Genomic DNA, 19,332 nt, shown 5'->3' with positions numbered 1-19,332 from the left:
CCGGTCACTCGTGTCGTCTCCCACTCGCTCGTCTCTCCACTCCACTTACCGCCTCACTTGGCGTCCGCGTCGCCTGCGCCGTCGGTGTCCCCGCCTCACTCACCGTTCGCGTCGCCTGCGTCTTCCCCGTCGTCGGCGGTCGCGTCGAGGTAGCCGAGCACGCCGCGGGTGTTGAGCCGCTCCTCGGCGCGGGCCTTCTCGGCGCCCCAGACCTCGACGAGGTCGGCGTCGACGGCGTCGGCGAACCGCTCGATCACGGCGTCGTCGTCCGGTTCCTCGCTCCGGGCCCGTCGGACCGCCTCCACCCACTCGACGAGAGTGCGCTTGTACCCGGAGAGGACGGCGTCCGTCGCCTCCCGCGGGCCGAAGTGCGGGAAACACAGCGTCTCCGGTTCCAGCTCCGCGACGGTGTCCACGTCCGCGAGTGCCTGGTCGAGGTCGAACTGCGAGGGTGGCGAGGTCTGCCGGACGGCGTCGACCGCCGGGACGTAGATCCCGACCGCGTCCGCGGTGAACACGGCGTCGTCGCGGTCGTCGTGGAACACCACCTGGTGCGGGGCGTGACCCGGCGCGTGGTGGACGGTCAGCGTCCGGTCGCCCAGGTCGAGTTCGTCCCCGTCCGTCAGCGGCGCGATCTGGTCCTCCGGAACGGGCTCCGGTTCGACGTAGTACGCCCACTGCTCGCCGACGGCCGCCTCGGTGCCGGCGACGAGCCGCTCGGGGTCGACGAGGTGCGGGAGCCCGACCTCGTGGACGCGCACCTCGGCGTCGGGGAACGCCTCCGCGAGGAAGCCGGCGCCACCGGCGTGGTCGAGGTGGACGTGCGTCGGGAGGATCAACTCCGGCTCCACGTCCAACTCCGCGAGCGCGTCCAGCACGCGGTCGTGGTGGGTGCCGATCCCGGTGTCGATCACTGCCGGGCGCGGGGTGTCGAGGACGTACACCGCGCCGTAGCCGGCGGTGTCGTACATCCCGGTGTCGACGTAGTGGAGATCGGTACAGGCTTCGACCGTCGTCACGTCGCCGGCTGCCATACCGGAGCGGCGGGCGGGTGCCCGCATAAGCGTTCGGTCTCCGGTGGTGCTGGATCGGCGGTCCGGTCGCGCCGGTTCGAAGCTCGACGACACGGCAGCCGCGACGACCAGAACGAACGGTTTTAGTGGCGGTTCACCGATAACACTCGGTATGGCGATCAAACCGAAGTACGTCAAGCAGACCGGCGGCCTGCTGCTGGAGCGGTACCCGAACGCGTTCAACACGGACTTCGAGACCAACAAGGACAGCGTCGAACAGTTGACCAACGTCGAGTCGAAGTCCGTCCGCAACCGGATCGCCGGCTACATCACGCGCCAGAAGGCCAGCCCGCAGCAGTCTTCCTGACCTGCCGTCTCGACTCGTGTCTCACCCTCGGCGAGCGGCGGCACTCTCACGCGAGGGCGCGACCCTCGTCCGGCGACTGCGCCGGTGTACGGTCGTCGTGAGACACCGGAAGATTGACCCACACACGCCGCCCGCTCACGACCATGGCGACAGTCGCAGACCGCACCGGGCTCGCGCCGGCGACGCTGTGGGTCGGTGGCGTGACGGCCGTCGTGGCGGCGCTCGGACTCGGGAGTCTGCTGGCTCCCGAGACGGTGTACGACGGGTTCCTCTGGCACTACTTCTGGGGCCCCGTCCAGGCGGACGCCAGCTCCGCCGTCTGTGCCGTCCGTCCGGGTAGCACCGTCGAGTACCTGTACAGCCAGTCGGCGTGTACCGCCGCCGCCGAGCCGGTCGCGTACCCCGGCTACACGCTCGTCAGCGAGGTCGGGTACGCCGCCACGCTGATCGCGGCGCTGTCCGGCGTGGTGTTGTTGCTCCAGCGGCTCGAGATCGCCGAACACGTCCGGTTCTTCTACGCGATGGTGCCGTTCTTCTTCCTCGGCGGTGCGCTCCGGGTCGTCGAGGACGCCGACAACGCCGTCGAGGCGGCGCTGCTCCCGCGTGTCGTGGATCTCCTGCTCATCAGCCCGATCATCTACTTCACGCTGTTCGGGATCACGCTCGCGGTCGTCGTCGCCGCCGTCCTCGCCGTGCGTCGCGGCCTGCTCGGCGAGGACCGTGACGCCTACGAGCGGCCGATTCTCGCGGCCGGATCGGTGATCCTCGCCGGGACGCTCGGCTACCTCCTCGTGTTCTCGCTGGACCCGTCGTCGCCGGCCGTGTTCCGCCCGCAGGTGATCGGCGTGATGCTCCTCGGGACGGTCCTCGCGACGCTGGGGACCTGGTACGCAACCCGGGAGTGGCTCCCGTGGATCCACCGCGGCACCGGACGGGCCGGACTCGTCGTGGTGTTCGCACACGCACTGGACGGCGTCGCGAACGTCGTCGGATTGGACTACATGACCGCGCTCGGTGCGGGGCCGAACCTCGTCCCGAAACACCCGGTCAACCAGTTCGTCGTCGACACCGCCGGCGCGGCGTGGCCGTTCCTCGTCGTGAAGCTCGTCGCCGCCGTCTTCGTCCTCTGGGTGCTCGACGAGACGCTGTTCGAGGAGTCGCCCCGCTACGCGATCTTGTTGCTGATCGCGGTCACGGCCGTCGGGCTCGGGCCTGGCACGCGCGACATGCTGCGGGCGACGATCGGGGTGTGAGCGGCGATTGCTCGCCGGACTCCGGGTCGTCGGCACGGTGTCGTGAGCGGTCGAGAACCTCGACGATCGACACGTCCAGTTCGTCCGCCCCCGTATTTCCGCCTCGTGATCACTCCTAATTGAATCAAAGCACGTTGTTGACACGTATAGCTAAGAAAATCTATATCCGTGTCTTCGGGTTTCTCGCGTATGCCACGATCCGGTGGCGAGACGAGACGTGACGTGTTGCAGAGCATCGGTGCCGCGGCGGCCGGCACGACTGCACTCGGGGCCGTCGGTGCCAGAGAGGCCAGCGCAGACCCAGAGACACGGCGCGCGCTGATCGACGAGTACCGCGACGGCGACCGGCTGGCGTCGGTGTTCGCGGGGTGTTCGGAGGTGGTAGAGACGCTCGTCGGTGAGGGAGTGCTGTCGGAGGAGTTCACTCTCGCGGACGAGGATTTCTCGCTCGACTCGGGAGTGGGAAGCATCGACCTCACCGAAGATCGGAGCGGGACACAACTGACGGCAGTCACGGTGAAGGGGGACCTCACCGCAGTCGCCGTCCACACCGTGCGGACGGACGACTACGTCGTCGACCTGTACGCACAGCCCGAGCGGGAGCGTTCGTACGCCCGAGTCACCGACGTCGACACCGGCGAGTTGCGTGTCGTGTGCGACGGTACTCTCTTGGAGCAGTCGACGACGTGTGACGACTACAGCGTCTGCGACTCCGAAGTGTGTGACGTGGAGTACACGCCCGGCGGGCCGAGCAACACGTACGTCGAAGTACACTACGACGCGACGGAGGACTCGGACGGCGGCTGTGAGTACACCTTCTCCAACGACAGTTGTACCTGTAGTTCGTTCTGAGTCGTCGCCGAGGCGCGCCGGGTCTCCTCCCTGTCTCGACGTCGGCAGGTGAGTCGGTGTCTCACACAGACACGGCCGACACCTCGGCGTGTCGTCTCGTCACTCCGTCACGTCCTGTGCGACGCCGAACACGCCCACCGGCTCGTCCGGGTCGGCGGCCGTCCCCACGTCGTACAGCGGCTCCTTCGTGACGAGGAACGTCCGCTCCTCGCCGTCGACGGTGAAGCTGTCCTCGCTCTCGACCGTCTCCTCACTCTCGAGGACTTCCTCGTCGGTCGCCGTCAGCGTCGCCGCGCGCTCGGGCGGGTGGAGCGTCTCGTCCGTCTGGCCGATCGCCTCGTCGGGGTCGAGGTCGAACAGGTCGCGGTAGCCGCGGTTGACTAGCAGGTACCGCCCGTCGGCGGCCTTCACGAACAGCGGCGTCGCCGTGTGGTCGAGGATCGCGTCGAGACGGCGTTTCGTCGTCTGGAGTTCTCGCTCGTACCGTTTCGTCTCCTCGACGTCGACGAGCACGCCGGAGAACATGTTCCCGTCGCCGAACGGCGCCTCGTGGCGCTGGCCGCTGTCGAGCACCCACCGCTCGCTCCCGTCGGCGTGGAGTACCCGGTAGGTGAGTTCGTACGAGCCGTCCTCGGCGAGGCCCTCGCGGAGCGTCTCGTTGTGGAACTGTCTGTCGTCCGGGTGGATCGCCTGTTCGGCGAGTTCCACGTCGGAGGCCAACTCCTCGGGCGTGTACCCCATCAGTTCCTCGCAGTTCCCGCGGATCAGCGTCAGCAGCCACTCCGGCTCGTCGCGGTGTTGGTAGACGATCCCCGGGAGGTTGTCGACCAACACGTCCAACTGTCGCCGGGCTCGGTCGCCCGCGACCGCGTTCGTGATGCGGTTGGCCAACACGTCGAACTGGTCCGTGCCGGTCTCCTTCTGGAGGTAGTCGGTCACCCCCGCCGAGATGGCGTCGCTGGCGACCGCCTCGCTCCCGCGGCCGGTGAACAACACGAACGGTAACTGCTCGTCGCGCTCCCGGACGGCCTCGAGGAACGCGATGCCGTCCCGGCCCGGCATCTCGTAGTCGGAGACGACACAGTGGAACCGCCCGTCGGCGAGCCGCGACAGCCCCTCGTCGGCCCCCGGCGCCGTCTCGACCGCCAGCCGGTCGTCGGCCCGTTCCAACAGCGTCTGGGCCAACCCCAGGAACTCCGGGTCGTCGTCGACGTGGAGTACCCGGATCTCGCCGTCCATACACTCTCCGGGGAACCCGCGAGCAAAAACGCTCCCCTCGGTTCCACCCGGGGGATCCCGGACGGAAGTTCTCGAGCGACGGCGACGAACGCGTCCCGAGTCCCTCGGCGCTCGTGTTCGCTCGGCCCCGTGCCCGGCCCCGCTACTCCAAGACGAGCAGCACGTCGCCCATGTCGACGCTGTCGCCCTCGCCGACCGGCACCTCGGTGACGGTACCGCCCATGTCGGCGGTCACGTCGTTCTCCATCTTCATCGCCTCCAGCACGCACACCACGTCACCCGGGGCGACCTCGTCGCCGACCTCGACGTCGACGGAGAGGATCGTCCCCTGCATCTCCGCCTCGACCGTCTCGCCGTCGCCGACGGCGACCTCCTCGCCGCCGTCGTCGTCGCTCGTCGCCACGTCCGGGCGGTCGCGGCCGCCGCCACCACCGCCCGCGTCCGGGGTCGGGATCTCCGGCGCGCCGCGCTCTTCGAGGGCGACCTCGAACCGCTTGCCGTCCACCTCGACGGTGAACTCCCGCTCGGTCACCTCCTCGTCGTCGCCGCCGGTGCTCGCGTCGCCGGTGCCGTACTCCTCTTGTGCGGCCGCGATGGCGTCTTTGTCCGCGCGCTCGTCGAGGTACTTCGTCGTGTGAGTGCCGCCGACGAACGCCTCGTCGTCGGTCACCATCAGCCGGTGGAACGGGACGATCGTCACCACACCCTCGATGTCGTACTCCTTCAGGGCGCGCGCCGAGCGAGCGAGACACTCCTCGCGGTCCGATCCGTAGACGATCAGCTTCGCGATCATCGAGTCGTAGTCCGTCACCAACTCGTCGCCCTGCCGGAGTGCGTCGTCGACGCGGACGCCGATCCCACCCGGCGGGTCGTACACGTCGAGGCTCCCCTCGTTGGCGGGCTGGAACTCCTCGGCGGCGTTCTCCGCGTTGATCCGGAACTCGATGGCGTGGCCCTCCAACTCGACCTCGTCTTGCGAGAAGCCGATCTCCGCGCCGGCCGCGATCCGGAGCTGTTCTTTCACGATGTCGATGTCCGTCAACTCCTCCGTGACGGTGTGTTCGACCTGGATGCGGGTGTTGACCTCGAGGAAGTAGAAGTTCGTCTCCGGCCCGAGCAGTTCGCCCGGCTCGCGGTCGGGATCCTCCTCGACGAGGAACTCCACGGTGCCGGCGTTCGTGTACCCCGCCTCGCGGACCCCGTCGCGGGCCGCCTCTCCGATCTCCTCGCGGAGTTCGTCGGACAGCGCCGGGGACGGCCCCTCCTCGATCACCTTCTGGTGGCGTCGCTGGAGCGAACAGTCTCGCTCCCCGAGGTGGCGCACGTTGCCGTGTTCGTCGGCGACGATCTGCACCTCGATGTGGCGCGGGTTCTCCAGGTAGCGTTCGAGGTAGACGGAGTCGTTCGAGAAGTACGCCTCGCCCTCGCGTTTGGCCGACTCCAACTGGTCGGCCGCCTCGTCGGCGCTGCGGACGACCTTCATCCCGCGGCCGCCGCCGCCACCTTCGGCCTTGATCGCGACCGGGTAGCCGTACTCGTCGCCGAACTCGCGGACGGTCTCCGGATCGTCGACCGGCTCCGTCGTCCCGGGGACGATCGGCACGTCGGCGGCCTCCATGATCGAGCGCGCCTTCGTCTTCTCCCCCAGCGAGCGCATCGGGCCCGGGTCGGGGCCGACCCAGGTGATCCCCTCGGCGTCGCGAACGCGCTCCGCGAAGTCGGCGTTCTCCGCGAGGAAGCCGTACCCCGGGTGGATCGCGTCCGCGTCGGCACGCCGTGCGGCGTCGACGATCGCCTCCCCGTCGAGGTACGAGGCGGCGGCGCGCGCCGGGCCGACGTTGTACGCCTCGTCGGCGAACCGGACGTGTCCCCCGTGTCTGTCGGCCTCACTGTAGACGGCCACCGTGTCGATCCCCAAGTCCTCACAGGCACGCATCACGCGGACGGCGATCTCCCCGCGGTTGGCGACGAGTACCTTGTCGAACATCCTTGTCCCCTCTTCTCGCAAAACCTACCTCAATCCGTCGGTCTCGGACGACGGGACCGTGTCTACGACGGCGGCGACTCCGGGAACTCGAGTGTCCCGTCGGTGTCTTCCGGATTTGTCGTCGTGTCCGACTCGGCGCCCTCGTCGGCGACTACGTCGACGAGTTCGTACTCCAACTGTGCCAGTCGCTCTGCGACGGGGCTCTCGCGGTCGATCTGGTACAACGGGCTCCCGCTGACCTCTCTCGTCTGCTCGACGACACCGAGGTCGATCAGCGTGTCGATGTGCCGGTAGACGGAACTTCGACTCATGCCACCTACGTCCGCGATGGTCGTCGCGTTGGCGTCGCGCCCCTGTGCGAGCAACACTGCGAGAATCTTCACCCGTGGTCCGTTCCCGAACAACGTCGTCAGCGCTGCTCGTTCTGCGTAGTTCTCCTCGGCGTCGGTAGCTTGTGACACAGTCATAGTGGTCGTGTTCTCCGTGGCGTCGGTCTTGCTACGCCGACTCCACTCGTAGTCGCTGATCCCGTACGTACGGTAGTGCGTACGTAACTACCGTGCAATACTAAAACATTGTGGCACACTTCAGTGTCACCACAGCATCTTCATTCACTTTGTCAATTGTATGGCAGTGCCTTCTCGATACACTTTTACTGCCAGGTTTTCCAGTCAGGAGTAAATGAACGAGTGGCGAGACGTTCACTTGGAGATCGTCTCGAAGATGGTCCGGGAACCCGTGGCCGGGTCCCGACACGTCCAGCGGCAGACGCTCCGTGGGTGGTGTAGTGGATACGAAGGCGACGTACTCGACGAGGCCATCGACGACCTGATCGCCGTCGGACTCGTCCGCGAGAAGGGTCGGGGAACTGTGACGCTGCGGAGCGTACAGGACGGGAAACGGTTCCTCGAACGGTTCGACGAGGACGACGAGTACGTCTGGTTCTACTGAACGATTCCCCTCACGCCTCGGCGACACCCAACTCCCGCAGCGACAACTGGACGACGCGCGCCTCGACGAGGTCGCGGTCCTCCGTCATCGGGTCGTCGACGGCGGCGACGGTGTCGGCGGCCGCCGCCAGCATCCGTTCTTCGAGGTCCGTCTGGTCCGGTTCCCCGCGCGTGTCGTTCAACAGCGCCTCGAAGTCCTCGCGGAGGTCGAAGGAGGCGCGGGCGGCGTTACACCGCGACAGCGGCGACATCCCGGTCTCCAACACGAGGTCACAGACGACCTCCCAGTCGGACTCACAGAACTCCAGCGTGACGGCCCCGACCACGTCCCGCCACGCGATGGGGTCGCCGTTCTCCATCAGTTGGATCGCGCGGGGCGGCACCTCGATCCGGTGGGCGGTGTCGCGGTCGTCACACAGACAGCACGGCTGCTCGGTGCGTCCGGTGTACACGGCCGTCGTTGGGCGTCGCGGGCTTTGTGCGCGTCGGTTCCACGGTGGGCCAGATCCGAGCGAACCCGGAGCCTGGAGCCGTCTTCCCGGCCGGTCGGACGCCACCGCCGGCGTCCCAGCCCGCCGACGTGTGCACCCGTCACGGAGGTCCCGAACGACCAAGTGGCACCGCCGCGGGCACCCGGGTGTGACGACGTTCTCGGACCTCGATCCGGCGACCCTGCTCGCCGGCACGACCGACCGACTCGACGCGGCCGCGGCGGCGGCGGTGACCGCGCACCCACTGGACAGTGTCGACACGGAGTACCCACACCACGCCGGAGCCGTGGAGGGACCCGAGGGCCCGCCACGTCCGAGCGACCAGCACCCGGTGTTCTTCGGCTGTTACGACTGGCACTCGGCGGTCCACAGCCACTGGTGTCTCGTGCGCTCGCTGCGGCTGTTCGACCACCCGGACGCCGGGGAGATCGTCGCGACGGTCGACGAGCGACTCGACGACGAGGGTGTCGCCGCGGAGGTGGCACACCTCGACGCGAACCCGTCGTTCGAGCGGCCGTACGGCTGGGCGTGGCTGTTACGCCTCGCTGCCGAGCTCGCGCTGTGGGACGACCCACGGGCAGACGCGTGGCGGGATACCCTCGCCCCGCTGGAGACGTGGGTCGCCGACCACACCGCCGACTGGCTCGCGACCGCCGACCGGCCGTTCCGCGTCGGCACGCACGGCAACTCGGCGTTCGCCGTCGCGGCGGCGCTGGACTACGCCCGCGTCGTCGGCGACGAGTCACTCGCCGAGCGGTGTCGGGCGACCGCACTGGAGTGGTACCGCGGGGACACGGACGCACCGCTCGCGTACGAGCCGCTCGGGTGGGACTTCGTCTCCCCGACGCTGACGGAGGCGGATCTCCTCCGGCGCGTCCTCGACCCGCCGGCGTTCGCGGGGTGGCTCGACGACTTCCTCCCGACGCTCGCGAGCGAGCCGGTCGCGACCCTCCCGGAGCCGGTAGGCAGCGACACCTCGGAGACGGACGACGACGGACTGGCGACTCACTTCGTCGGGTTGAACCTCACCAGGGCGTGGTGTCTCGCCGGCGTGGCGGACACGCTCGCCGCGGTCGAGGAGGCGCCCGGCGAGGCGCCCAGCGCAGGTACGGGCAGCAGCGGCACCGGCGGCGACGCAGACGCGCCGACGACCTGGCCCATAGAGCGACTCCGCTCGGTCGCGCGCGACCACGCTGCGGCGGGCGTCCGCGAGGCGTTCACCGACGACTACGCCGGTGCGCACTGGCTCTCGTCGTTCGTCTGCTACCTCGTCTCGCGCCACGACGGCGGGATCGCTCCCGACACGCACTGATCCGAGAACTGTCGCAGGCTCGCGCTCCGACTCGTCACGCCTCGTCGGCGTCGTCGGCGTCGTCGGTGTCTGCGTCACCGGAGTCGGCGTCGTCGCCGCCGCTCTCGTCGCTCGGGTTCTCCTCGTCTGTGGCGGGCTCCGCGACCTCGTCGGGGTCGACGCCGTACATCTCGGCCGTGAGCCGGCGCGCCTCCGCGACGACGCCGTCGACGGCCGCCTGGTCCGCGGAGCCGTCGTAGCCGCGACCGCTCGGGGTCGGGCGCGCGCCGCCGGCACCGCCCGCGCCCGCGCCTGCGCCGCCCCCGTGACCCTGTGCCGGGCCGTGTCCGTGCTGGTGCTGGTGGTCGTGACCGCCGACGTGTTCGGCGTGGTCCTCGGTCGTGTCCTCGAACACCTCGTCGTACTCCGCCGCCGCCGCGTGGTCCGTGACCGTCTCGGCGAGTTCGTCCGGGTCGCCGTCCTCCCACGACGGGACGTGCTCGTCGAGCCACGCCTCGTGGTCCCCGCCGCGCAACAGCGCCGTGAACGCGAGGTGGTTCGCGAGGTGTTCGCCGTCCCGCTGTGGCGCCTCACACACCGGACACGCGTATCCCATACGCCGTCGTGGGTGGTGTGTGTGGGTAGAACTGTCGGTCTGGTGAGGACGAGACGACCCTATCGTAGTCGGACACTCGCCTCGAACTTCCGGCTCACGAGTCGAACTCGTCTTCGGCCGCAGCCGTCAGTTCGTCGAGTTCCGCGTCGGACACCACGCTCTCTACGTCCGGTGTCGCCGCTGCGTCCGCGTCTCTGCTCCGGAACAGTCGCTCGGTCTGGTCGCGTGCGGCGGCGTACCGTCCGAGGTCGTCACGTTCGTCCAACGCGTAGTAGAGCCCGTCCGCGGTCTTCCCGACGTAGCCCTCGTCGACCAGTCGCGAGAGTGTCGTCGTCGCGGTCCCGTCGGGGATCTCGAGCGCGTCACGGACCTCCGACGGCCGGTAGCCGAGACCACGGTTCTCGTACAGCAGACAGACGATCTCGGACTTCGTCGTCCCCGGTGTGAGGTCGATCTCGGGTTGGTGAGTGTCCATCCGGACGGGCATCGTGTACGCGATTGTACGCGACTGTAGGGGCATAGTTGTTTCCCACGGGAAACGGTGCTGGCGTCCTCAGACCTGTCGCTCTCGAACCTGTCGAGGGTGTCACGGGCGAGACCCGACGGGACTATCCGCGGACGAGACCCGACTGTACCTGCAGACGAGAGCCGACCGAACTACCCACGAATCCACTCGCCCAACTCCAGCGCCATCACGTAGGCGGCCTCGCCGTCGTCGTAGTACCGCGGCTCCTTCCGGACCGCCTCGAACCCCTCGGAGCTGTAGAGCCGCTGGGCGCGCTCGTTGCCGGCTCGGACCTCCAGGCGCACGACGCTGGCCCCACGGCTCGCGAGGTGGTGCAGCGAGCGCCGGAGCAGCCGGCGCCCGACGCCGTCCCCCTGTGCGTCCGGGCGGACGGCGATGTCTTTCACGTGGCCGATGTCGCGCCCGTGGTTCGGCGTGGCGTCGCCGACGACGTAGCCGACGACCCCGCTGCCGTCCTCGTGGTCGGCGGCCGCGGGGTCGACCGTCGGCTCGTCCGTGGTCCGCTCGGCGACGAGGAACGCCGGCGCGTCGAGCAACCGCTCGAAGGCGGCGTACGGCCACGGCTGCGGGAACACCGTCTTCTCGATCCGGTAGACGGACAGCAGGTCCGCCTGACGCGCCTCGCGGATCCGTACCCCGTCCGGCGCGGGCGCGTCCGCTCCGGCACCCCCCTGTGGTGTCGTCACGGACCGCCGTTGGGCGTGGGCGGGCAAAAACGGCGCGGCCAGGGAGGAGAGTCGACCCGAGAGGCGTCGGAGACGAGTCGAACGGAAAAATTAGATACCGTCGGCAGACACCGAACGGGACGTGACCGACGGACGTTCGGCGACGCGCTCGACGGGCAGACGGTCGTTCCTCACGCAGATCGGTGCCGTGGGATCGTCGGCGACGCTCGCGAGCGTCGTGACCGCGACACGGGACCGAGCGAGTGGCCGGGAGACCACACCCGCCGGTGGGGCCTCGACGGGTACCGCCGCCGTCGACGAGCGTGACACGGCGGATGCGCCGAGACGTGTCGTGTCGGCGGCGGTCGACGGAGCGACGCTAGTCACCGTACGAGAACTCACCGGAGAGACGACGACGCTGACTGTGACACGTCGTCGCGTCGACGGGCGTGTGGTGCGTCGTCGCGCCGTCGACCTGTCCGACCGGATCGACGACACCGCGTTGACCGACCGGACTGTGCATCCCGCCGTCGTCGCCGTCGGGGACGGCTACGTCGTCTCCGCGGGGAACTGGGCGCTCCGACTGCGGCGAGACCTCTCCGTCGCGTGGGCGGCGAGCACCGACGCGGGGCCGCGCCCGGTGCAAGCGACGGCTCGATCCCACGCCGGTGGTGTCACCATCCTCACGCTCGGAACGCTCCCGAGTGGTCTCCTGACCGACGTGTGGCGGTGGGACGGAGACGGGACGTTCCGGTGGCACCGGGCGGTCGGAGACGACCACGTGCCGTGTCTCCTCGCGCACCGCGACGACGAGATCGTCACCGCGGGCGACCGCTCGGGCGGTCGAGCCGTCTGGACGGCGGCGTACGGGTACGACGGAACGGAGCGACGCCGCGCGGACGCCGCCGACGCCGTCGCGTCGGCGGTCGGGGGGAGAACGACGCCCGACGGTGTCCAGGTGGTCGGTGCCGACGGGCGACTCGTCACCGTCGTGGACGGGGTGACGACCGACGCGAGGAACGTCTCGTTCCCGTCGCTGTCCGGCTCCGGCGCGACCGTGATCGACGCCGTCGAGACGAGGAGAGATCCGATCGGGGAGACTCGGACCGGGACAGACCGGACTGGGGCGGATCGAACACTCCTGCTGGCGACCGGCGGCGCGACGGACACGGAGTTCGTCACCGAGTACGCACTCGCCGTCGTCAACGGTGACGGCACCGTGATCGACCGGCGACACGTCGCGACCGAGTCGGGATCGGTCCGCCCCCTCGGCGTCCGAGTCGGCCCCGCCGCCACGGTCGTCTACGGTGTCCGCGACGACGGCGGGACGACTCGTGAGTACGTCGAACTGTTCGGTGTCGACGAGACGCCGACCGGGACCCAGACGACCGCTCCGACGGCGTCGCCCTCGGGCTCTCCCGACGGCACGGAGTCACGGACGCGAACGCCGACGGCGTCCGGGGAGACACCGACTCGACGGGACGCGACGGAGACGACTGCGGGGCCCTCGTCGCGGTCGACCGCCGACTCGTCGGCCACCACCTCGGCGACGGTGACACGGAGGCAGACACAGACGGCGACACGGACACGAGCAGACGGGTTCGGCGTCGGTGTCGGCGTCGGGGTGGTAGCCGTCTCGGTGGCCGCCGCCGTCGCCCGCTCGGTTCGGTCGGACACCTCGGAGTGAGCCGTTCCGGCTCCGTGCCGGTGGTCGTCTCGGGTCGTGGTCGCCTCGGCGGAGCCCCCCACCGCGACAGATCACCGCCACCGGGACCGACATAGCTTTACGTCGCCCGACGGCAGACGAGTGTACGATGGGACCCACTACCGAGTCGCGCGCGGTCGGTGACACCGCGACCCGTGCGGCGGTGGCCGTTCCCGGGGTGATCACTCGTGGTCGGTGACCGGGTTCATGGTCCCGGAGAAGGGACGCAACGCCTACACGGCGTTACGGCGTGAACTCGACGGCGAGCCGCTGGAGGCCGCCTGGCTGCGCGAAGTGATCGACGAGAAGGGGAAACGCGCCGCCAAGACCGGCGTCGGCTTCGACGCGGTCCGCGACCAGGTCCAGTTCGTCAACGACCTCACGGCCCCCGGTCTCGACACCGGACTGGAGTTGGGCTTCCGCGACTACGGCCGGCTGAAGCCGCGCCCCGTCTTCGAGCGAGCGGAGCTCACCACCCGCCGGATCGAGGGGTACGAGTCGCCCGCGGACGCCTACCGCGGGGGCGCGACCCGCTTCTACGCGGGGGACGACGAACTACTGGAGGAGCTGTTGACCGCCGACCGCACGCTGTCGCTGGGCGACAGCTTCGCCGCGACCGTCGAGCGCGAACTGGCCCCGTACGGCTACGAGCGGGTGGACGCGCTCGGGGACCCGGTCCAGTGGGCCGCGATGGCACGCGACGGCACCGTCCCCGACGAGCCGAGCGTCGTGTTGGTCCCGGCGGCGTTCCGGCGACTGGGCACGCAGTTGGCCGGTCGCGTCTTCGACGCGATCGGCCGGATCGACACCTACGAGGGATACGCCCGGGCGACCGAGGGGCTCGCCGTCGAGGACGAAGAGCAGGTGCTCGCGGACGCCCCCGAGGGTGTCGCGGGGATCTACATGTTCGTCTCCGGGAACACGGCGGAGTCGTTCGGCCTCGGCGTCGAGCCCGTCCCCGGTGCGGTCAGCAGACTCGGTGTCTTCGAGACGACGGAGGAGACGACGATGCAAGAGATCACGAGCCTGAAAGGCTTCTACGACCGGTACGCCGACGAGTTCGCCTCGTGGCGGCAGGTCATCGACACGGTGGAATCGACGGCGCGGGAGTTCGGCTTCCGCGAAGTGAACACGCCCGCACTCGAACGGACGGAGCTGTACCGCGTCAAGTCCGGCGAGGAACTGCTCGACCAGACGTACAGCTTCGAGGACAAGGGCGGTCGCGAGGTGACGCTCACGCCCGAGCAGACCCCCACACGTGCCCGGATGGTACAGGCGAAGTGGCAGGAGCTGTCGACGCCGATCAAGTGGTACGACACCTCCAAGCGCTGGCGCTACGAGAACGTCCAACGGGGACGCGACCGGGAGTTCTTCCAGACGGACATCGACGTCTTCGGGGTCGAGTCCGTCTCGGCGGACGCGGAGATCGTCGCCTGTGCGGCCCGGATCTACGAGAAGCTCGGCGTCGCCGACCGCGTGGACTTCCTGCTCAACGACCGGCGACTGCTGGAGGCGATGCTGGCGGCCGTCGGCGTCGAGAACACCACGCAGGTGATGCAGGTCGTCGACGACAAGGAGAAGCTGTCGACGACGGAGTTCCACGACGCGCTCGCGAACGTCGGCGTCACCGGCGAGACGGCGACGGACGTGGACGAACTCACGGCCATCTCCGGCCCGTTGCTGGAGACGGTCGAGGAGTTGGCCGAGCGCGCGCCCGACGACGAGGACACCCACGAGGCCGTCGAGCGGATGCGGTCGCTGGCCGATCGACTCGACGCCTACGGCGTCGCGGACCAGTGTCGTCTCGATCTCTCGATCGTGCGTGGGTTGGCGTACTACACCGGACTCGTCTTCGAGGCGTTCGACTCGGAGGGGGAACTCCGCGCACTGTTCGGCGGCGGCCGGTACGACGACCTCGTCGGGCTGTTCGGCGACCACGAGGTGTCGGCGGTCGGGTTCGCATTCGGCTACTCGCCGACGCGGGAGCTGCTCGAACGCGAGGGGAAGCTCCCGCCCGAGGAGCCGCGGACGGACGCGTACGTCGCCCCCGTCTCCGAGTCCGTCCAGCCGGAGGCGGTCGACGTCGCGGACGAACTGCGGCGCGAGGGGCTCGTCGTCGAGACGGACCTCTCCGACCGCGGGTTGGGCGATCAACTCTCGTACGCCGACGGGATCGGTGCCAGGCTGACGCTCATCGTCGGGGAACGAGACCTGGCGAACGACGAGGTGACCGTCCGCGACATGACGACCGGCGACGAGGAGCAGGTGCCACTCGGCGACCTCGTAGCGGCCGTGGCGGAGCGCGTGACGGAGTGACGACAGACGACTCGTACTTCGACCTCCTCCCACGGCTGAGGTCGTGGGATTCCACACGCGGTGGGCATCCCGGTGATGCCACACCCGGTGGCAAATTTCCCCTCACAGGTACTCCGGTTTGCAGGACTCTGGGTTGGCCCCATTCGGGGTCTGGCGTGTTCGCCCTCGCGGGACCGGTGTGGGAGCCTCTCGTCCGGCGGGCAGACCACAACCCAACTGTCGGTACTTCGCCGTCTTGCGTACCCCTCCATACAATATCTGCAATACTAAGTGTTAGAAATACAGACTTTCGCCGACGGTGGAACGGTCAGTTGTGGTGTCGCTCACACCCACGCCCGAAGCGGTGGGCTTCCGCTCGCTCGATGTCACCACCACTCGACGAGCGTCTGTCACCACCACTCGACGAGCGTCTGTCGACGACCCGACTCCGCCGCGTCCGGTGGTCGGGTTTCCGACTCTCTCGTTTGATATTGTGAGGTATAAGTATGTGTCCAATACGGCCGCGCCAAACATGCCTGTACGAACCGCAATCAGGTAGTGTATTCGCGAAAAATCAACACCCCACATTTAGCTACCCAATCGAAAACAAAATACACCCAGAGTGAACTACATCGGGTGGATGGAGTTGGAGCGAACGGCCGACGGGTACCGTGCCGTGGACCGGGACAAGAACGCGGTGACGGTGACGACCGACGACTGGGTCGAGGCGTGGTCGGTCGTCGGTCGGGCGACGGCGTCCGACGACGGACGCGAGACGCCGGCGACGGCGCTCTCGACGGTCGCGAGCGACGACGCACCCGAGTCGCCGGTCGAGACGCCGCTGACGGCACCCGCCGTCGGGCCGGACACCCTCGGTGCCGCGGTCGCGGGGACGGCGAAGTCGTTGCACTTCCCGTCCGTGTTCGTCGGGGTACACGACCTCGAGACGGGCGAGTCGTCGGACTTCGGTGACAGTTCTGGGCGGATGTCGCTGCCCGAGAGGTCGTACCTGCTGCGTGTCGCCTCGAACGTCCGCGTGTTCGTCCGGTTCGACGGGGAAGCACGGCTCGTCGACCACGGAGACGAGCTTACGATACAGTTCCCCCGGGCGCAGCCGGTTCTCTTCGGGTTCGACAGTCGTGTCGACACCCCCGAGACGACGGTCTACGTTCCGGAGACACCGGCCGGCGTCGCGACGGCACTGACCGTCGCGTCGGCGAACACGACCGAGCGATCCCCCGATCGAAGTTGGCCGACCCAGCGGACGCGTCCCCCGTCCGTCGTCGTCGGCGAGGCGTCGTCCGTCCCGGAGTCGGTGTGGGAGCGTCGGCCGAACACGGGGGTGGAACTGGTCGTCCCGCCGTCGCTGTCGACGCTGTTGTCGGCGGGCTCGCTCGCCTACTACCTCGGTGCAGCGGTGACCACCGAAGCCGACGCCGTCCCACGACTGCACCTCCCCGGTGCCGACGGACGAACCGTCCACCTCGCGCCGTTCCCGGAGTTCCAACGAGAGGCCGCGGACCTCCTCGAACGGGTGTTCTACCTCGACTGTGTCGCGCGAGGAGCCGGCCCCCACGGCGGAGGACTGGCCCTCTCGGACACCTTCGACGCACTCGGTCTCGACGCAGAGCGACTGTACCACGCACCACTCGCCGAGCGCGTGGCGAGCTACCTCGACGCGCCGTTCGAAGAGGTGGCCGACCGGTTCCCGGAGTGGCACCTCGGGATGCACGTCGCTGCCGAGTACGAGCACGTGGAGACGCTCCCACACCTCCTGGCGAACCTCCCGCACGTCTTCCGGGCGGAGTCGGAGCCGCTGTCGAAGGAGCGGTTCCTCTCACTCACCTTCTCGGACGGGTTCTCCGATTCGCCCGGTGAGCTCGCGGTCGCAGACGGGGAGCCGACCTACCGCGTTCGACGTGACGTGTCACAGGTGGACCTGGTGGCCCCGACTCTCGCACCCGCACGGACCCACGGGTGGCTGGCCGACGACGTGCCCATCGACGTGTTCAAATCCTTCCCGGAGGCGTACGAGAACCGGCTCGACTACCTCGCGGAGTCGGAGGGGCCGCTGTCTGTGGTCGCCGTCGTCAACGAACGGAACCAAACACTGCTGCGGTCGGACGACTCCGCCGAGGGGATGCGGGACGAACACGAGGCGGCGGTCGCCCACTACGAGCGGCGGGCTCCCGCTCTCGACGTCGACCTCCGTGTCGCGGAGAACGTCACGACCGCCGAACTGGCTCGGATCTTCGAGTCGCGCAACGAACTGGTCCACTACATCGGCCACCGCGACGACCGCGGCCTGGAGTGTACGGACGGCTACTTCGACGCCACCACGCTCGCGGAGTCGAACGCACAGACGTTCTTCCTCAACGCCTGTGGCTCGTACCCCGAGGGGAAGCGACTGATCAGACGAGGGAGTGTCGCCGGTGCGATCACCTTCGAGCGCGTCCCCGACGAGCAGGCCGCGACCGTCGGGACGGCGTTCGCACGGATGTTGATGGGTGGGTTCTGTATCGAACGAGCGCTGACGAAGGCGCGGAAACAGTTGATGACGGCGAAGGACTACGCCGTCGTCGGCGACGGAACACACGTCGTGACGCAGAACGACGCGCTCGTCCCGCCCGACGTCTGGCTGTTCGACCAGGGGGTCGATGAACGAGAGATCCACCTCCACCAGCAGTCGCCGAGAGTCGCCGGGGGGAGAGTCAAGGGTCACTTCGACTCGTCGTACCGGATCTGGGGCGAGGGTGCCCACTACACGGTCGACGACGACGAACTCGACGAGTACCTCGAGATCCTCGAGTCCCCCGTCGTGTACGACGACTCGCTACTGTGGCCGAGGAAACTGCGTGAGCGACTGTTGGGCTGAGTTCAGGGCCCGTCGTCACTCTTCCCGTCGTCCATCACGCCCGGCTCGACCGCCCACTGCCCGCCGTCCTCGATCACGAGACTCCCTGCCGTCACCGACAGCGTCAGCGCCAGCAGGAACGCCAGCGCCCACGGCCGAGCGGCCAGGAACGGTACAATTTTCGTCGATACCACATCTTTCGTCGTCTTGCGGAACGACATAGACCACTGAACCGAGAGAAGAAGTTTATAACTTTTTATAAACCGTGTTAAATCCTCATGTACACTGTATGCCGAATAGAACTCGTAATTACATTGTTAGTATCGTCCAGCAGTATTAAGCCTGTAGAGAATAGCTACTCTTGGTGATGTCGACACAGGCAGACGGCACACTGGTGACGGGGACGTTCGCGGAGTTGTTCGCGGAGACGGACGCAGAGCGGTTGTACCTCCTCGACCCGCCGGAGGTGTTGTTGCGGCCGTTGGTCGAGAGTCTGGCCGCCTTCGACGAGACGCCGCCGACGGTCCGGGTACTCACCGACGAGACGACGTTGCGGCGGTTCCGACGCGACTTCGAGGCGGCCGCCACCGCGGCGGGGCTCGTCGCGGCCGACACCCTCGCCGTCCGAGTGTGGGCGAACAGCGGTGCGGTGACGCCGCTGTTGGCCGGGCCGGACAGGGTGTACGTCCCGGTCGTGTTGGGCGGTGTCGACACGGTCGTCGCGGCGGCACCGGCCGACTGTGCGCCGTCCGTGTTCCAGTTCTGCGTCGAGGCGTGGGCCGACACCGACCAGTTCCCGCTGCGGACGCCGCCGCTCGCGGAGGTCCGCGACTCGCTGGCCAGCGAGTTCGGACCCGAGTTCCGGGCCGACTTCGACGCGGTGCGCTCGACGACGGAACGGGCCCACGATCCACGCGAGTTCGACCCGGCGCTCGTCGCGCTGTGTCTCGGCGCCCACTACGAGCGGCTCCACTACGACGTGAGCGGCTGGGGTGCCGAGATCGGGCTCGCCTCGAAGGCGACCTTCTCGCGCAAGAAGGGCCACCTCGAGGACCTCGGCGTGCTCACCACCGAACAGGTGTCGACGCGGACTGGTCGCCCGCGTCAACGACTCCTGCTCACGGACGAGTACCGCGAGCGTGTCGCCGACGAGGGGATCGTGGCCGTGATCAGGAGTCTGCTGTACTGACGGCGGCCGAGGCCCGGAACGGCGCGGCTGACACGCCCG

At 68.6% G+C, this 19,332-nt stretch carries 18 protein-coding genes; 9 read left to right on the top strand and 9 right to left on the bottom strand.

What is annotated here, in order from left to right:
• Positions 1-95 precede the first annotated feature (95 nt).
• Positions 96-1,034, bottom strand: a complete 939-nt coding sequence (locus RYH80_RS11070; protein ID WP_370903932.1) for an MBL fold metallo-hydrolase — start codon at positions 1,032-1,034, stop codon at positions 96-98.
• Between the two features lie 151 nt (positions 1,035-1,185).
• On the opposite strand from RYH80_RS11070, the gene RYH80_RS11065 reads away from it, so the two are divergent.
• The 3 genes from RYH80_RS11065 (at position 1,186) to RYH80_RS11055 (ending at position 3,485) form a co-directional block, all read left to right on the top strand.
• Positions 1,186-1,380: a 30S ribosomal protein S17e gene (locus RYH80_RS11065; protein WP_370903931.1), complete on the top strand. Its 195-nt coding sequence runs from the start codon at positions 1,186-1,188 to the stop codon at positions 1,378-1,380.
• Between the two features lie 143 nt (positions 1,381-1,523).
• Positions 1,524-2,633, top strand: a complete 1,110-nt coding sequence (locus RYH80_RS11060; protein ID WP_370903930.1) for a DUF63 family protein — start codon at positions 1,524-1,526, stop codon at positions 2,631-2,633.
• A 189-nt stretch (positions 2,634-2,822) separates the two neighbouring features.
• On the top strand, positions 2,823-3,485 hold the full coding sequence (locus tag RYH80_RS11055; RefSeq protein ID WP_370903929.1) for a hypothetical protein: 663 nt from the start codon (positions 2,823-2,825) through the stop codon (positions 3,483-3,485).
• 99 nt (positions 3,486-3,584) lie between these two features.
• Here RYH80_RS11055 and RYH80_RS11050 read toward each other — a convergent pair whose 3' ends face one another.
• The 3 genes from RYH80_RS11050 to RYH80_RS11040 all read right to left on the bottom strand — a co-directional run bounded on the left by RYH80_RS11050 (position 3,585) and on the right by RYH80_RS11040 (position 7,178).
• Positions 3,585-4,724 carry a PAS domain-containing response regulator gene (locus RYH80_RS11050; protein ID WP_370903928.1) on the bottom strand — a complete coding sequence of 380 codons (1,140 nt, stop codon included), beginning with the start codon at positions 4,722-4,724 and terminating at the stop codon, positions 3,585-3,587.
• A 142-nt stretch (positions 4,725-4,866) separates the two neighbouring features.
• Complete coding sequence (locus tag RYH80_RS11045; protein WP_370903927.1) at positions 4,867-6,711, bottom strand: acetyl-CoA carboxylase biotin carboxylase subunit; 1,845 nt, start codon at positions 6,709-6,711, stop codon at positions 4,867-4,869.
• 62 nt (positions 6,712-6,773) lie between these two features.
• Positions 6,774-7,178, bottom strand: a complete 405-nt coding sequence (locus RYH80_RS11040) for an ArsR/SmtB family transcription factor (protein WP_370903926.1) — start codon at positions 7,176-7,178, stop codon at positions 6,774-6,776.
• A gap of 214 nt (positions 7,179-7,392) precedes the next feature.
• Here RYH80_RS11040 and RYH80_RS11035 point away from each other — a divergent pair, with 214 nt between their 5' ends.
• Complete coding sequence (locus tag RYH80_RS11035) at positions 7,393-7,662, top strand: hypothetical protein (RefSeq protein ID WP_370903925.1); 270 nt, start codon at positions 7,393-7,395, stop codon at positions 7,660-7,662.
• A 10-nt stretch (positions 7,663-7,672) separates the two neighbouring features.
• Here the strand turns inward: RYH80_RS11035 and RYH80_RS11030 are convergent, their stop codons facing one another.
• A complete protein-coding gene (locus tag RYH80_RS11030) occupies positions 7,673-8,113 on the bottom strand; it encodes a DUF7960 family protein (RefSeq protein WP_370903924.1) in 441 nt (146 codons plus the stop codon).
• A gap of 187 nt (positions 8,114-8,300) precedes the next feature.
• Here RYH80_RS11030 and RYH80_RS11025 point away from each other — a divergent pair, with 187 nt between their 5' ends.
• A complete protein-coding gene (locus RYH80_RS11025) occupies positions 8,301-9,464 on the top strand; it encodes a DUF2891 family protein (RefSeq protein ID WP_370903923.1) in 1,164 nt (387 codons plus the stop codon).
• A gap of 34 nt (positions 9,465-9,498) precedes the next feature.
• Here RYH80_RS11025 and RYH80_RS11020 read toward each other — a convergent pair whose 3' ends face one another.
• From RYH80_RS11020 to RYH80_RS11010, 3 genes are all read right to left on the bottom strand, one after another.
• Positions 9,499-10,059 carry a DUF5810 domain-containing protein gene (locus tag RYH80_RS11020; protein ID WP_370903922.1) on the bottom strand — a complete coding sequence of 187 codons (561 nt, stop codon included), beginning with the start codon at positions 10,057-10,059 and terminating at the stop codon, positions 9,499-9,501.
• A 94-nt stretch (positions 10,060-10,153) separates the two neighbouring features.
• Positions 10,154-10,579 carry a MarR family transcriptional regulator gene (locus RYH80_RS11015; RefSeq protein ID WP_370903921.1) on the bottom strand — a complete coding sequence of 142 codons (426 nt, stop codon included), beginning with the start codon at positions 10,577-10,579 and terminating at the stop codon, positions 10,154-10,156.
• A 137-nt stretch (positions 10,580-10,716) separates the two neighbouring features.
• The gene (locus RYH80_RS11010; protein ID WP_370903920.1) at positions 10,717-11,271 is read right to left on the bottom strand and encodes a GNAT family N-acetyltransferase; all 555 of its coding nucleotides are present in this window, start codon (positions 11,269-11,271) and stop codon (positions 10,717-10,719) included.
• Positions 11,272-11,392: 121 nt separating this feature from the next.
• Between RYH80_RS11010 and RYH80_RS11005 the strand changes: the two genes are divergently transcribed.
• The 3 genes from RYH80_RS11005 to RYH80_RS10995 all read left to right on the top strand — a co-directional run bounded on the left by RYH80_RS11005 (position 11,393) and on the right by RYH80_RS10995 (position 18,125).
• Positions 11,393-12,937, top strand: a complete 1,545-nt coding sequence (locus RYH80_RS11005) for a hypothetical protein (RefSeq protein WP_370903919.1) — start codon at positions 11,393-11,395, stop codon at positions 12,935-12,937.
• Between the two features lie 225 nt (positions 12,938-13,162).
• Positions 13,163-15,271 (top strand): histidine--tRNA ligase, encoded by a 2,109-nt coding sequence (hisS, locus tag RYH80_RS11000; RefSeq protein ID WP_370903918.1) that lies wholly within the window; start codon positions 13,163-13,165, stop codon positions 15,269-15,271.
• Between the two features lie 601 nt (positions 15,272-15,872).
• The gene (locus RYH80_RS10995) at positions 15,873-18,125 is read left to right on the top strand and encodes a hypothetical protein (protein WP_370903917.1); all 2,253 of its coding nucleotides are present in this window, start codon (positions 15,873-15,875) and stop codon (positions 18,123-18,125) included.
• A gap of 2 nt (positions 18,126-18,127) precedes the next feature.
• Here the strand turns inward: RYH80_RS10995 and RYH80_RS10990 are convergent, their stop codons facing one another.
• The gene (locus tag RYH80_RS10990) at positions 18,128-18,325 is read right to left on the bottom strand and encodes a hypothetical protein (RefSeq protein WP_370903916.1); all 198 of its coding nucleotides are present in this window, start codon (positions 18,323-18,325) and stop codon (positions 18,128-18,130) included.
• 146 nt (positions 18,326-18,471) lie between these two features.
• Between RYH80_RS10990 and RYH80_RS10985 the strand changes: the two genes are divergently transcribed.
• Positions 18,472-19,293 carry a transcriptional regulator TbsP domain-containing protein gene (locus RYH80_RS10985; protein ID WP_370903915.1) on the top strand — a complete coding sequence of 274 codons (822 nt, stop codon included), beginning with the start codon at positions 18,472-18,474 and terminating at the stop codon, positions 19,291-19,293.
• Positions 19,294-19,332 lie beyond the last annotated feature (39 nt).

It is taken from the genome of Halobaculum sp. MBLA0147 (assembly GCF_041361345.1).
GTDB lineage: Archaea > Halobacteriota > Halobacteria > Halobacteriales > Haloferacaceae > JAHENP01.
This window is presented reverse-complemented; position numbering and strand designations above follow the sequence as displayed.

What these genes read in the sequence shown, in the direction of transcription:
- RYH80_RS11050 (WP_370903928.1), bottom strand. Translation starts at nt 4,724, where the DNA reads ATGGACGGCGAGATCCGGGTACTCCACGTCGACGACGACCCGGAGTTC.
- RYH80_RS11045 (WP_370903927.1), bottom strand. Translation starts at nt 6,711, where the DNA reads ATGTTCGACAAGGTACTCGTCGCCAACCGCGGGGAGATCGCCGTCCGC.
- RYH80_RS11035 (WP_370903925.1), top strand. Translation starts at nt 7,393, where the DNA reads ATGAACGAGTGGCGAGACGTTCACTTGGAGATCGTCTCGAAGATGGTC.
- RYH80_RS11065 (WP_370903931.1), top strand. Translation starts at nt 1,186, where the DNA reads ATGGCGATCAAACCGAAGTACGTCAAGCAGACCGGCGGCCTGCTGCTG.
- hisS (WP_370903918.1), top strand. Translation starts at nt 13,163, where the DNA reads ATGGTCCCGGAGAAGGGACGCAACGCCTACACGGCGTTACGGCGTGAA.
- RYH80_RS11015 (WP_370903921.1), bottom strand. Translation starts at nt 10,579, where the DNA reads ATGCCCCTACAGTCGCGTACAATCGCGTACACGATGCCCGTCCGGATG.
- RYH80_RS10990 (WP_370903916.1), bottom strand. Translation starts at nt 18,325, where the DNA reads ATGTCGTTCCGCAAGACGACGAAAGATGTGGTATCGACGAAAATTGTA.
- RYH80_RS11055 (WP_370903929.1), top strand. Translation starts at nt 2,823, where the DNA reads ATGCCACGATCCGGTGGCGAGACGAGACGTGACGTGTTGCAGAGCATC.
- RYH80_RS11020 (WP_370903922.1), bottom strand. Translation starts at nt 10,059, where the DNA reads ATGGGATACGCGTGTCCGGTGTGTGAGGCGCCACAGCGGGACGGCGAA.
- RYH80_RS10985 (WP_370903915.1), top strand. Translation starts at nt 18,472, where the DNA reads ATGTCGACACAGGCAGACGGCACACTGGTGACGGGGACGTTCGCGGAG.
- RYH80_RS11070 (WP_370903932.1), bottom strand. Translation starts at nt 1,034, where the DNA reads ATGGCAGCCGGCGACGTGACGACGGTCGAAGCCTGTACCGATCTCCAC.
- RYH80_RS11040 (WP_370903926.1), bottom strand. Translation starts at nt 7,178, where the DNA reads ATGACTGTGTCACAAGCTACCGACGCCGAGGAGAACTACGCAGAACGA.
- RYH80_RS11060 (WP_370903930.1), top strand. Translation starts at nt 1,524, where the DNA reads ATGGCGACAGTCGCAGACCGCACCGGGCTCGCGCCGGCGACGCTGTGG.